The sequence below is a fragment of the Dermatophilus sp. B7861-1 genome, from assembly GCF_058996045.1.
Genome location: NZ_CM180082.1, coordinates 865,991 through 878,147, shown reverse-complemented (window position 1 = coordinate 878,147; position 12,157 = coordinate 865,991). Strand labels below are relative to the sequence as shown.

The 12,157-nt window shown below is 60.1% G+C and carries 11 protein-coding genes; 4 read left to right on the top strand and 7 right to left on the bottom strand.

Features of this window, described 5'->3' with window-relative positions; genetic code table 11:
- Nucleotides 1–203: 203 nt before the first annotated feature.
- Both typA and AC2T9U_RS03905 read right to left on the bottom strand, forming a co-directional pair.
- On the bottom strand, nt 204–2,099 hold the full coding sequence (typA, locus tag AC2T9U_RS03910; RefSeq protein ID WP_493696674.1) for a translational GTPase TypA: 1,896 nt from the start codon (nt 2,097–2,099) through the stop codon (nt 204–206).
- An 83-nt stretch (nt 2,100–2,182) separates the two neighbouring features.
- Complete coding sequence (locus tag AC2T9U_RS03905; protein WP_115032679.1) at nt 2,183–2,605, bottom strand: (deoxy)nucleoside triphosphate pyrophosphohydrolase; 423 nt, start codon at nt 2,603–2,605, stop codon at nt 2,183–2,185.
- Nucleotides 2,606–2,839: 234 nt separating this feature from the next.
- Between AC2T9U_RS03905 and AC2T9U_RS03900 the strand changes: the two genes are divergently transcribed.
- A complete protein-coding gene (locus tag AC2T9U_RS03900; protein WP_493696673.1) occupies nt 2,840–3,310 on the top strand; it encodes a DedA family protein in 471 nt (156 codons plus the stop codon).
- Between the two features lie 12 nt (nt 3,311–3,322).
- Here the strand turns inward: AC2T9U_RS03900 and AC2T9U_RS03895 are convergent, their stop codons facing one another.
- Nucleotides 3,323–4,516, bottom strand: a complete 1,194-nt coding sequence (locus tag AC2T9U_RS03895; protein WP_493696672.1) for a S1C family serine protease — start codon at nt 4,514–4,516, stop codon at nt 3,323–3,325.
- A gap of 192 nt (nt 4,517–4,708) precedes the next feature.
- Between AC2T9U_RS03895 and AC2T9U_RS03890 the strand changes: the two genes are divergently transcribed.
- Nucleotides 4,709–5,326, top strand: coding sequence for a cytidylate kinase-like family protein (locus tag AC2T9U_RS03890; RefSeq protein ID WP_493696671.1), 618 nt, complete (start codon nt 4,709–4,711; stop codon nt 5,324–5,326).
- On the opposite strand, the gene AC2T9U_RS03885 is transcribed toward AC2T9U_RS03890, so the two are convergent.
- Complete coding sequence (locus AC2T9U_RS03885; protein ID WP_208303669.1) at nt 5,323–6,132, bottom strand: trimeric intracellular cation channel family protein; 810 nt, start codon at nt 6,130–6,132, stop codon at nt 5,323–5,325. The genes AC2T9U_RS03890 and AC2T9U_RS03885 overlap by 4 nt on opposite strands.
- 113 nt (nt 6,133–6,245) lie before the next feature.
- Nucleotides 6,246–6,389, bottom strand: coding sequence for a hypothetical protein (locus AC2T9U_RS03880; protein WP_181816055.1), 144 nt, complete (start codon nt 6,387–6,389; stop codon nt 6,246–6,248).
- A gap of 113 nt (nt 6,390–6,502) precedes the next feature.
- On the opposite strand from AC2T9U_RS03880, the gene AC2T9U_RS03875 reads away from it, so the two are divergent.
- Entirely contained in the window at nt 6,503–6,856 is a 354-nt protein-coding gene (locus tag AC2T9U_RS03875; RefSeq protein WP_115030849.1) for an XRE family transcriptional regulator, read from the top strand.
- Nucleotides 6,857–6,943: 87 nt separating this feature from the next.
- On the opposite strand, the gene AC2T9U_RS03870 is transcribed toward AC2T9U_RS03875, so the two are convergent.
- Both AC2T9U_RS03870 and AC2T9U_RS03865 read right to left on the bottom strand, forming a co-directional pair.
- Complete coding sequence (locus AC2T9U_RS03870) at nt 6,944–8,590, bottom strand: hypothetical protein (protein ID WP_493696670.1); 1,647 nt, start codon at nt 8,588–8,590, stop codon at nt 6,944–6,946.
- Nucleotides 8,591–8,685: 95 nt separating this feature from the next.
- Nucleotides 8,686–10,149, bottom strand: a complete 1,464-nt coding sequence (locus tag AC2T9U_RS03865; protein WP_493696669.1) for an MFS transporter — start codon at nt 10,147–10,149, stop codon at nt 8,686–8,688.
- A gap of 134 nt (nt 10,150–10,283) precedes the next feature.
- Here AC2T9U_RS03865 and recQ point away from each other — a divergent pair, with 134 nt between their 5' ends.
- Entirely contained in the window at nt 10,284–12,155 is a 1,872-nt protein-coding gene (gene recQ, locus AC2T9U_RS03860) for a DNA helicase RecQ (protein ID WP_493696668.1), read from the top strand.
- Nucleotides 12,156–12,157: the final 2 nt, after the last annotated feature.

Below are 12,157 nucleotides of genomic sequence, written 5' to 3'. Positions count from 1 at the left end.
GGTTGTTGCTTGTCCCTTCTCCCCCGTACCGTCGTGATTTTTGTTGCATAGCGCTGTCACGGCCGGCTAATCAATTCTCGCTCAGAGATTATTCTCTCGTTTCGGCGTCGGTAAACCCTGTCTCACCAGCATGCGAGACCTCCCGTAGGTGAGATCACCACAAAATTGCGTTGTGAGGCAACCCCACCTACGGGAAGGCAGAATCAGTTCTTTTTGGATTCGCTACGAGCGCGGGCGGCGGCGCGGGCCCGGTCGCTAGCGTTAAGAACGACTTTGCGGATGCGTACGTCCTCAGGAGTCACCTCGACGCATTCGTCATCGCGGCAGAACTCGAGGGACTGTTCGAGCGACAGCTTCTTCGGCGGGATGACCTTTTCGAAGTTGTCTGCGGAGGAGGCGCGTACGTTAGTGAGCTTTTTCTCCTTGGTGATGTTGACGTCCATGTCATCGGCGCGAGAGTTCTCGCCAACGATCATGCCTTCGTACACCTCGGTACCAGGCTCAACGAAGAGCACGCCGCGTTCTTGCAAGTTGACCATGGCGTAGGCGGTGACGGCGCCGGAACGGTCGGCAACCAGGGAGCCTGCCTGCCGGGTGGAGATGGGTCCGAACCATGGTTCGTAGCGGTGGAACATGTGGTTAGCGATGCCGGTACCGCGGGTTTCGGTGAGGAATTCAGTACGGAATCCGATAAGTCCTCGGGCTGGAACAACGAACTCCATACGGACCCATCCGGTGCCGTGGTTGGTCATTTGTTCCATGCGTCCCTTGCGCGCAGCCAGAAGCTGTGTGATCGCGCCGAGGTGTTCTTCGGGAGTGTCGATGGTGAGGTGTTCGGTGGGCTCGTGGAGCTTGCCGTCGATTTCTTTCGTAACCACCTGGGGCTTGCCGACAGTGAGCTCGAATCCTTCGCGACGCATCTGCTCTACCAGGATGGCTAGGGCCAGTTCGCCTCGTCCTTGCACTTCCCAGGCGTCGGGGCGCTCGGTGGGAAGCACGTTGAGGGAGACGTTGCCGATCAGTTCACGGTCGAGACGGTCTTTGACTAGGCGGGCGGTGACTTTGGAGCCACGTACTTTTCCTGCCAGCGGCGAAGTGTTGGTTCCAATGGTCATCGAGATGGCGGGCTCGTCAACGGTGATGAGCGGCAGTGGTCGGATGTCCTCGGGGTCGGCGAGAGTTTCACCGATCATGATGTCGGGGATACCGGCGATGGCGATGATGTCGCCAGGGCCTGCAGATTCGGCCGGTTTACGTTCGAGCCCTTCGGTGACGAGTAGCTCGGTAATACGGACGTTGCTTGTGGAGCCATCTCGTCGGCACCAGGCTACGGTCTGTCCTTTCTTGATGGTGCCGCTGAAGACTCGCAGCAAAGCGATGCGGCCGAGGAAGTTACTCGAGTCCAGGTTGGTGACGTGCGCCTGCAGCGGGGCTTCCTCGTCGTAGGAGGGAGCCGGGATGCTTTCCATGATGGTTTTGAACAGCGGCTCGAGGTTTTCCGAGTCGGGTAGGGCGCCGTCACCTGGGCGTTCGGTGGAGGCAACGCCTGCTTTTGCTGAGGCGTAGACGACGGGGAATTCCAGTTGGCTTTCGTCCCCACCGATGTCCTCGATGAGGTCCAGGAACAAGGAGGAAACCTCGTCTTCGACTTCCTCGATACGTGAGTCCGGGCGGTCAACCTTGTTGATGCACAGCACGACTGGCATCTTGGCCGCGAGCGCTTTGCGGAGCACGAAGCGGGTTTGAGGCAGGGGGCCTTCGGAAGCGTCTACGAGGAGGACAACGCCGTCGACCATGGATAGGCCGCGCTCGACTTCGCCACCGAAGTCGGCGTGTCCGGGGGTGTCGATGATGTTGATGGTGACGCCGTTAGGAAATTCCGAGGCTGACTGGCCGTTGTAGTGGATCGCCGTGTTTTTGGCGAGAATGGTGATGCCCTTCTCGCGTTCGAGGTCACCGGAGTCCATCGCTCGTTCGTCGACGTGATCATGTTCGCCGAACGCACCGCCCTGCCAGAGCATTTTGTCGACGAGGGTGGTTTTGCCGTGGTCGACGTGGGCAACAATGGCGACGTTTCGGATATCTCCGCGGGATTGCATACCCCCATCATTCCATCTGTGAGTTGCCTCGCAGGACATCACGCATGCGGTGGGGATGAATGCGCTGGTTTTTGGGGGATGTTTTAGGGCTGGTGTAGCAGTGCTAGCAGGGTGTGGACGATGGGGATGTCGCCTGGTAGCCAGTCGAGTTCGAGGGCGTTAGTGGCGTCGACCCAGGTGAGTTGATCGTGAGAGTCGCCGGGTTCAACGCTGCTTCCGGGAGCGATGATTGCGCGGTAGACGGTCATGACGTGGCGGTCGCTGGTGCGCCAGCCGCCATTTTCGGGGCCAGTGATGGGGTCTGCAGCGATGATGAGTCCGCCGAGTTCTTCGTTGATTTCGCGGTGAAGCGCGCTGAGGGGGTCTTCAGCGGTTTCTACTTTGCCTCCGGGGAATTCCCATTTTCCGGCGAGGCTGGCTGGGTAGCTGCGGCGGGCGGCGAGGAATTTGGTGGGACGCTGCAGATCGTCGCAGATGGCGGCGCCGACGACAGGGATGGATTCCATGTCGGCATATGGTGCCATGGCTGTGTGGGCGTACTGGTGCTCTTAAGCCAGACGATCGCGGGGGCGGCGGCCCCTCCTCCGCCGCCTCCGCGATCCGCCTACCTATCGTCGCGTTGGTGGCGTTCCGAAGGGTTTTCACAAATCTGTCTGTGCAGGTGGGTGGTGCGACAATAAGGGCATGTCCTTGGCTCGTGCTGCGTGGCTTGGTGGGCGTCGTGATCGGGTTGTGGGTTCGTGATCGACGTTCTTGTTGGGTGGAGTGAGTCGCTGCCTTTCGCGGCGCTGTGGGTGGTGTTTTTTCTGGGCGGTTTGTTGCGGGGGCATGTTTTGTATGTGGTGGGGCGGGGTATTGCTTCAGGGGGTCGGCGGAGTCGTTTTCATGATGTGTTTGCGGGTCCGCGGATGGAGCGGGCTCGGTTGTTTGTGAATCGGTGGGGTGCGTTGGCGGTGGCTTTGTCGTATTTGACTGTTGGTTTTCAGTCTTTCGTGCAGGTGTCGACGGGTATGGCTGGGATGTCGGTGTGGCGTTTCACGCCTGCTGCGGTGGTGGGGTCGATGGTGTGGGCGACGATTTACACAACTATTGGTTTTACGGTGTGGCAGGTGTGGTTGCAGGCTGCGGCACGGTCTGTGTGGGGGTTGGCGGGGGTTGCTGTGGTGGGGGTGTGGCTGTTGTGGTGGTTATTGCGTCAGCGTGTTCGGTGAGGGTGGTTGTTGTTAGTTCAGGGTGCTTCCGGTCAGGGTGACTTCGGTGTCGTGTTCGATTCCGTGGTCTGTGACCCAGGCGATTTGCACGGTTGTTCCGGGGTCAAGGGATCCGACTGCGGTGGCGAGTTCTTCTGCGGATTCGATTTCTTCGTCGTCAATTTCGGTGATGAGGTCTCCGATTTTGATGCCGATTTTCGCTGCCGGTGAGTCGGGGGTGATTTCGACCACGGGGGCGCCTTCTCGTCCATGGGGGTCGCGGCCGACGCTGACGCCTAGGGCGGCTTTGCGGCCTAGGCGGATGTCACCGGATTCGTTGCCGGCTCGGATTTGGCGGATGATGTTCATGACTTCGCTCATCGGGGTGGCGTAACCGTCGACCTGGGAGCTGCGGATGCCTGCGGAGGCTGCGGTGGTCAGGCCAATGACGCGTCCGGTGGAGTCTAGGAGGGGGCCGCCGGAGTATCCGGGGACAACGTCTGCGTCGGTGCGGATGAGGTTATTGAGTCGTGAGGTGGATCCAAATACTTCGTCGGAGACGTCGATGGCTTGGTTAATTCCTGTGACTTTGCCGTCGAGTCGGGTGAGGTATCCCTGGCCGTTGCCGTTTCCGACTGCGTGGACGCTGTCACCTAGGCGTACTGCAGCTTCAGAGACGGAGACAGTTTTGAGGCCGTGGGCGTTTTTGAGTTGGAGGAGGGCGACGTCGCGGACTTTGTCTCGCCCGATGATGCTGGCGGTGTAGGTCTTGTCGGTGTCGGGGATGGTGACTTGGACGGTTTCGGAGCCTTCGACGACGTGATAGTTGGTGACGACTTGACCTTCGGAGGTGAGGACCATGCCGGTTCCCATGCCTTCGCCTTGGCTTTGTCGGGTGTCGATGAGGGTGACTCCGGGTGCGTTTTCCAGGCGGGTTCCTCGGTCGAGTTGTGAGGAGGCTCCGTAGGTTCCGGGGGCGCCTCGCCGGTGAGGGTTGGTGCCGCCGGGGGGCATGTCGAGTAGGTCTGAGTCTTGGCCTAGGCCGATGCCATATGGGTGAGATCCGAGGTCGGGGTTGGGGTGGGCGTTGTCTAGTTGATGGGCGCTGTGGGAGGCGATTTGTGCGGCGCCAGCAACCCCGACGACGGTAAGGGCTCCGGCGACGATTCCTACGGTGCCTCGGTGTCGGTCGAGGAATGTTTTCCTTCTTCTTCTGCGCGTTCTCAACGCGACCTCCTGATCTGGTGTCCCACCGGTGCACGCCGAGGCGACGTAACTCATCTACATCTACAGCTGATTGATGGATTCCAGTGACAAATTTAGGAATACTCGACAGCCGTGCATGTTCTCGTGCCTGGGATTGTCACCCGTGCCAGTATTGCTGGACACGGGCGTGGAGTCGAGGTTCGGAGGGCTTGTATGGGCGGCAATTCTGCACAGGAGCGGATGGGGTTGCCGCTGGTGACGTTGTTTGCGTTTTCGGGTGCGGGTGCAAAGCGGATTGGTCCGGCGGTGGCTGGGGAGTTGGGGGTGCCCTGGGTTTGCCCGATGCCAGACGAGGATGGTGAGCAGGAGCTTGCTCAGCCGAGTTCGGGGCTACGTCACCTTCGTGAGGTGTTTACGCGGGCGGCGGGGCCTTTGTCGGTGGAATCGATGCATGAGCAGGCGGCGCAGCAGCAGGATTGGCTGTCAGGTCAGGTGTGTGCGGGTGCGGTGGTGTTGGGGTATAACGCAACGTTCATTTGTCGGGATGTGCCTGGTGCGTTGCATGTGAAAGTGGTTGCTCCGTGGGAGGACAGGATCGATCGTTTGGTTGCTACGCATACGATTCCGCGGGATCTTGCGCAGGAGCGCGCTGCTCGGCGGGATCGGTTGGGTGTGGAGATGGCTCAGGGGATGTGGGGGTGGGATCCGCGCCAGGACGAACATTTTGATGTGGTTTTGAATAGCTCTTCGTTGGGGGTGGATGGGTGTGTGGAGATTATCGTCACGTTGGCGCGTGTGCGGGCAGCCCAGTGTGAGGCTGATGGGGCTTAGGTGCCAGGTTTGTCGTTGTTTTTTACCTGGGGTGACTGCTGTTCAGTGTCGCTGCCGGTAACGGCGGGGTCGATGCGGGGAAGGACACCGGTGTCAAGGTCATCGATGTCCATGGCTGGTTCTTCGGCGTGGTCGATACGTCGGACGAGGTTCGGGCCGACGCGCACAAGTCCCCCTAGGGTGAGAGAGGCTGCGCTGGGCAGAATCCAGTTGCGGCGTTGGGCTAGTAGCCCTAGCACGGTGCAGCCCACGATTGAGATGACCATGCCGATGCGGTAGTGCCCTGCCTGGAGCATGAGCGTCATCTGGAAAGCGGAAACCACGGCCAGGCTGGCGTAGAGGGGATTTCCACCGAAAACGCTGGGGACTTGGTTGACCAGGACGTCACGGAACATGCCGCCAAATACTGCGGTGATTACGCCGAGCATGATGCAGGGAAGTAGGTCCAGACCAGCTGCGGCGGCTTTGGCTGCTCCTGTGGCTGACCAGCATCCCAACGCGACCATGTCTCCTGCAGCGAGCAGTATTTTCCATCGGCCGTCGAGTTCGAGCACGAACGCTAGCAGTGCTGCCACGACTGCGCTGCTCATGTACCAGGGGTCGGTGACAGCTACGGGAAAAGTGGTTCCGAGGATGACGTCGCGCAGGATGCCGCCAGCCATGGCGGTGGTGATGGCCAACACCACGAATCCGATGATGTCAAACCCTTTAGAGCGGGCTACGGCTCCGCCGATGAGTGCGTTCGCGAAGATCCCGATAACGTCGGCGGCGCGGAAGAACCGTTCGGGTTCGAGGAGGTAGTCCATCGCTGTGTTCCTTCACCATGAAAGCTTTCAGGTCCTCCCCTCAGAGTGCGAGGACCTGGAAATTATTGCTTCATGAGTGAAGCGCTGGGGTGTCTGTGGTTGGTGGCGGGAAGTTAGTGCGAGTTTTCGTCGCCTTCTCCTTGAGCGGGTTGGTGGGTGTCTTTACCTCCGGCTACGGCGGGGGTGGTTTCGTCTGGGGGTTCACCTGGTGCGGTGTGCTCTGCGATGACTTTTGGGGTTTTGTCGGTGTCGCTCATACAGCCCACATTAGGAGTGGGTTGGTGGGTTGCTTGTCTTTTCGGGTTTGTGCCGTGGGTGGGTTTTGTGGCCGGGGTTCCGGAAGTGAAGAGGTGCGGCCTAGCCTCGGAGGATGGCAAAGATTACGTTTCCGAGTGATTGGTGGCGGCGGCACAACAGCTCGGATCTGTTGTATGAGTTGCGGCTGAGGTTTGTCTCTGGGGCTGAGTGCGCAGCAGTGTGGAAGGTGCTTGAGAAGGAACACACGGTGGGTGAGACGGGGTCTGTGCTCATTGGTGGTGCAGCGATACAGCACCTTGGTGTGAGTGAAGGTGGCAATGCAGCTGAGGTTCTCATCATTAGTGGCGGTGAGGACGCCTTGGATTCTCTTGGTTACGCCATTGAAGATTTAGAGGAGGCGGTAAGTAAGGCTGGGGCTGCGATGCCAGAGGTTGTTGACCATGTGCGTTCGTTGGAACGTGGCTAGTGCAGCTGTTGTAGGACTGTGATGTCAGTGGGCCTCACCTGTAGCGTCGGGGGGTGAGGCCCACTGGAGGTTGCTGAGGTGTTTGTGTTAGCGGGTGAGTGTGTCGATAGCGCGTATGTCTACTTCGCCGGCGCGAGGTGCAGTGAGGTCGAGACTGACCATTGTGCCGCGGCGGGCTGCGGCGGGGAGCATGACGCGGGCGGTCTGGACGTAGTACTCGCCGGATCCGTTGGGGTGGGGCCATTCGCGTAGTGCGTTGTATTGCTTTCCGAGGTTGACGGTGTATCGGCGGCCGTCGCTCATCCTGACTGTCAGGCGCATGGGGGTGTAGCCGAGTTTGTCTTTGCGGTCACGGGTTGGGTTCAAGTGCAGAGCGATCATCTGCGGGTTTTTCGCTGTGAGTGCTACTCGTGCGCCGGTGGTGGGGCCGAGTTTGACGCGGGTCATGAAGGAGTCCGAGATGATGGTTCCGTCGTCGACGTCGGGGCATCGGTAGGGATATGGGCTGGGATCCATGCGTGAGAAGTTGCGGCAGGTTCGCACGGATGCGCCTTTGCCCAGGGGGGTGGCCCATTTTCCTTGGTTGGAGATGCGGCGTACGACAGTGCCTGGGGTTGCTACGAGGTAGCGGGCGGGGATGCCGATGAGCCCGTTGGGTAGTGGCTCGGTGGCTTTCATGGGGAATACGTGTTTGCCTCGAACGGTCTGGTCGAGCCAGCCACGGGTGGCTGCTAGGAGAAGTTTTTCGTGGTCGGCTGCGGTGGGGCCGTTGTCGACGCCGTTACGGTCGTCGAGGTGACGGCGGGATAGTTCGCGGTTGATGTAGCTGTGTCCGTAGTCGGTGACTTCGACGTGGAATGCCGGGGCGGTGCGGCGCTGGCCGATGAGTTCGGTCATCCATTGCGATCCGTCGTGGTCGACGTCACCGTCGGCGGTGCCAGCGATGTCGAGGAAGGGGATGTCGGCGGGGAAAGGCACGGGAGGTTCGTCTGTGGATGGTGTGTTTTGCCACGCGCCGTAGGCGAGGATTTGTTTGATGGGGGTGGGTGATTTGCGCCATGCGTTCACGGTGGTGTTGACCATGTATGCCGAGCGTGAGTGGACCATTAGTGTGGTGTCACGGCCGTCAATCATTCCGGTTAGTCCGGTGCCCCAGGCAGAGCGTTTTCCTGCGTTGGCGGAGAGCATGTGTGCTCGCAGCATTTCTGTTGTGCGCAGCCATGCTGCTTTTTGGTTGTAGGGTTTTTCGGTGTCTTGGGGTGAGTAAATCGGTGCGAGGTCTGGAATGAGCATGGAGTAGCCGCGGGCGGCGAGCGCTTCTCCAAGCCAGGCCATTCCGCGGTCGTACCGGATTTCTTGGATGCCTTTGGGGCAGGGGTAGGTCAGTGCTTTGTTGGCGCAGCCTGGCATGCGTAGGTGTCCGAAGACGATGAGTGGCGCGTGGGCTTTTGGTTTGCGGGGTGTGATGAGGGTTCCGCGTACTGGTGCGCGGAAGCGTTGTGGTGCGGTTTTGGGGCCGAGGTTGATGTCGCCGAGGTCGGCTTCTCGGATTGTGGCTGTCCTGGTGGTGCGGATTTTCAGTGGTGCTTTTTTGCGGTTGAGGGGTGAGTGGGGCTCTTCGCTGGTGGGTTTTGCTGCTGGTGTGGGGGCGGCGTGGGCGTTGGTGGGGGCAGTGATGTTGGCTGCGGCGATCATGGCCGCGGCGATGGTGAGTGTGAGAGAACGGCGAGCCATGGGGTGCCTTCGGGTAGGTGGGTGAGGTTTTGTCACCGTAGCTCTGGTGTTCTGTTCGGGCTATGCGACGCGCGTTGTTCTCAGACACAAGGTGTTCATCTTGTATCTGGGGTGGTGCGGCGTTCTCGTTTTGTCATGATGAGGTCGAATGTGCCTAGTGCGGTGGCGGCCAGGGTGGTGCAGGCGGTGGCGGCCATTCCGATCGCTAGGCCTTGGTCCCAGCCGTTGCTGGTGGCGGTGTGGAATGCGATGGTTGTGATGACGGCGATGCCGATTGCGGTGCCGATGCGTTGTCCGGTTTGGAGGACTCCGCCGGCGCTGCCGGCGTATTGCACGGGGACGTCGGCCAGGGTGAGGGTTTGGTTGGGGGAAATGACCATTCCTTGTCCTAGCCCGAGGAAGCTGAGGGTCAGGAGCATCCACCATTCGCTGACGCCGTGTTTGTGTAGTAGTGCTACGGCGCCGGTAGTTAGCAGTGCGATGAGGACGATGCCTAGTCCCCATAGGACGAGGGGGCGTCCGATTCGTACTACGTGTTTGCCGGCGATGGGTGCGGTGATGGCTGCGGCGATGGCTGAGGGTAGGCCGATGATGCCGCTGGCGAATGCGCTGTGGCCAAGGCCTGCTTGCATGTATTGGGCGATGATGAGCCACACGCTGGTGGAGCCGAAGAAGTAGACGGCGATGAGCATTGCTCCGTTGGCGAATGATCGGGTGGTGAATAGGTCAAGGTCGACCATGGGTTGGTGGCCGCGGCGGCGGTAGTTGGTTTCCCACCGTAGCCATGCGGCGACGAGGGCTATTCCAATGGCAAGGATTATCCAGATGGCTGGGCCTACTAGCGCTGCTTCCATGAAGGGGACCATGATGCAGGTGGTGGCTAGGGCGAGCAGGATCATGCCGATGGGGTCGAAGTCGGCTTTTTCCTTGGTGGCTGTGGGGTGGTTGTCGGGGTGGGCTGTCCAGGCTGTTGGGGGTAGGAGTTTGCGTGCGGCGATGGCTCCTGCGATGGCGATGGGGACGTTGACGAGGAATGCGCATCGCCATCCTGCGGCGGGGCCGAGCAGGGCGATGAGGGTGCCGCCGAGGACGGGGCCGATGGCGACGGATACGCCGATGATGCCGCCGAAGGCGCCGAAGGCGCGGCCTCGGGCGTGGCCGTTGAAGTATTGCTGGATCATGCCTGTGACTTGTGGGTTGAGTAGGCCAGAGCCGATGCCCATGACTACTCGGGCCAGGTTGAGCATGATGATGTTGGGGGCTAGTCCTGATAGGAGGGATCCGAGACCGAAGATGACTAGTCCGGTGGTGAAGAGTTTGCCTCGTCCCCATACGTCTCCTGCTCTGCCTGCGGGGACCAGGAGGACTCCGAAGACGAGTGCGTATCCGGATATGACCCATTGCAGTCCGGAGGTGCCGGTGTGTAGTGAGCCGGAGATGGCTGGAAGGGTGACGTTGATGATCGACACGCTAAGCAGAGACATGAATGCCGGTATGAGCAGTATGGCGAGGACGTGTTTTTGTTCGTTGCTGAATGTGTCGTGCGTCCTCTGTGTCATGACACCTCGCGTTCGGTGGGGGTGGATTGGTGTGTTGTTTGTTTGTACGTGGTGATGCGTTCGGGCACCGCAACGACGCGCGGGTGGTGTTCATTCCCGTGTGGTGGGTATGGGTGGGTATTTAGCGTGGGGGTATGACTGAGTGGTCGGTAGGTGGGGTGTGGGGTGGTTCGGGTGATGTGGGTACGCGAGCGTTGGCCGTGTTGTCGCAGGTTTTTGGGTATTCGTCGTTTCGGGGTGAGCAGGCGCGGATTGTTGAGCATGTGACGCGTGGTGGTGATGCGGTGGTGTTGATGCCTACTGGTGGGGGTAAGTCGCTGTGTTATCAGATTCCGGCGTTGTTGCGGCGGGGTACGGCGGTGGTGGTTTCTCCGTTGATTGCGTTGATGGCTGATCAGGTTGCGGCGCTTGAGGCTGTGGGGGTTCGAGCTGCTTTTTTGAATTCGAGTCTTGATGCGGCTGCGGAGCAGCGGGTGGAGCGGTTGTTGCTTACGGGGCAGCTTGATGTGGTGTATATGGCTCCGGAGCGTCTTGTGCTCGGGCGTACGCGGCAGTTGTTGCGGCGTGTGAATGTGGCGTTGTTTGCGATTGATGAGGCGCATTGTGTTTCGCAGTGGGGTCATGATTTCCGCCCAGACTATTTGGGGCTTTCGGTGCTTGCGGAAGAGTTTGCGGGTGTGCCGAGGGTGGCGTTGACTGCTACTGCGACGCAGGCCACGCATCGTGAGATCACGGAGAATCTTGGGTTGCGTGGGGCTGCGCATTTTGTTTCGAGTTTTGATCGGCCCAATATTCAGTACCGCATTGAGGAGAAGGATCGCCCTCGGGAGCAGTTGTTGCGTTTGATTACGCAGGAGCATGCGGGTGAGGCGGGGATTGTTTATTGCTTGTCGCGTAAGAGTGTGGAGAAGACGGCGGCTTGGCTGGTTGGGCAGGGGGTGGCTGCGGTTCCTTATCATGCGGGGCTTGATGCGGGGGTTCGGCAGCATCATCAGGAGCGTTTTCTGCGTGAGGAAGGTCTTGTTGTTGTAGCGACGATTGCGTTTGGGATGGGGATCGATAAGCCGGATGTGCGCTTTGTTGCGCATCTTGATTTACCGAAGTCTGTGGAGGGGTATTACCAGGAGACGGGGCGGGCTGGGCGTGATGGGCTTCCTGCGACGGCGTGGATGGCTTATGGGTTGGCTGATGTGGTGAATCAGCGTCGGTTAATTGATGCCGGTGATGGTGATGAGCGGTTTAAGCAGGCGGCGCGGGTTCGTATGGATGCGATGCTGGCGTTGTGTGAGTCGGTGACGTGTCGGCGGGTGGAGTTGTTGCGTTATTTCGGGCAGGAGTCGGGTCCGTGTGGCAACTGTGATGTGTGTTTTTCGACGCCTAAGACGTGGGATGCCACGGTTGCTGCTCAGAAGTTGTTGTCGGCGATTATTCGGTTGGATCGGGAGCGTGATCAGCGTTTTGGTGCTGGTCAGGTGATTGATGTGCTTATGGGGAGGCAGTCGGATCGTTCGCGTGTTTCGCGTCATGATCAGTTGAGTGTGTGGGGTGTGGGGGCTGATATGTCGCAGCGTCAGTGGCGTTCGGTGGTGCGTCAGTTGGTGGCGCGGCGGGTGGTGGAGGCGGTGGGTGATTATGGGGTTTTGGTGCCGGGTGAGGGTGCTTCTGCGGTATTGCGGGGTGAGGTGGCGGTGAAGTTAGCGGTGGGTCGGGTGCCGGTTAAGCGTGCGCGGGTGGATTCTGGTGGTGGGCGTTCTGGTGCGGCGGCGGGTGCGTTGCAGGGCGCGGATCGGGAGTTGTTTGAGCAGTTGCGGCAGTGGCGTTTGTCGGTGGCGCGTGAGCGTGGTGTGGCTCCATTTATGGTGTTTTCGGATGCCACTCTGGTGGGGATTGTTCAGGCGGGGCCGACCTCGAAGACGCAGTTGGCGTCGGTGAGTGGGGTGGGCGTCAAAAAGCTAGCTGATTATGGGGATGCCGTGCTTGAGGTTGTGGCGGGGTGTAGGCGGTGAGG

Bases quoted from the DNA above. Each gene is read 5' to 3' on its own strand.
- typA (WP_493696674.1), bottom strand. From the start codon at position 2,099: ATGCAATCCCGCGGAGATATCCGAAACGTCGCCATTGTTGCCCACGTC.
- AC2T9U_RS03905 (WP_115032679.1), bottom strand. From the start codon at position 2,605: ATGGAATCCATCCCTGTCGTCGGCGCCGCCATCTGCGACGATCTGCAG.
- AC2T9U_RS03890 (WP_493696671.1), top strand. From the start codon at position 4,709: ATGGGCGGCAATTCTGCACAGGAGCGGATGGGGTTGCCGCTGGTGACG.
- AC2T9U_RS03885 (WP_208303669.1), bottom strand. From the start codon at position 6,132: ATGGACTACCTCCTCGAACCCGAACGGTTCTTCCGCGCCGCCGACGTT.
- AC2T9U_RS03880 (WP_181816055.1), bottom strand. From the start codon at position 6,389: ATGAGCGACACCGACAAAACCCCAAAAGTCATCGCAGAGCACACCGCA.
- AC2T9U_RS03875 (WP_115030849.1), top strand. From the start codon at position 6,503: ATGGCAAAGATTACGTTTCCGAGTGATTGGTGGCGGCGGCACAACAGC.
- AC2T9U_RS03870 (WP_493696670.1), bottom strand. From the start codon at position 8,590: ATGGCTCGCCGTTCTCTCACACTCACCATCGCCGCGGCCATGATCGCC.
- AC2T9U_RS03865 (WP_493696669.1), bottom strand. From the start codon at position 10,149: ATGACACAGAGGACGCACGACACATTCAGCAACGAACAAAAACACGTC.
- recQ (WP_493696668.1), top strand. From the start codon at position 10,284: ATGACTGAGTGGTCGGTAGGTGGGGTGTGGGGTGGTTCGGGTGATGTG.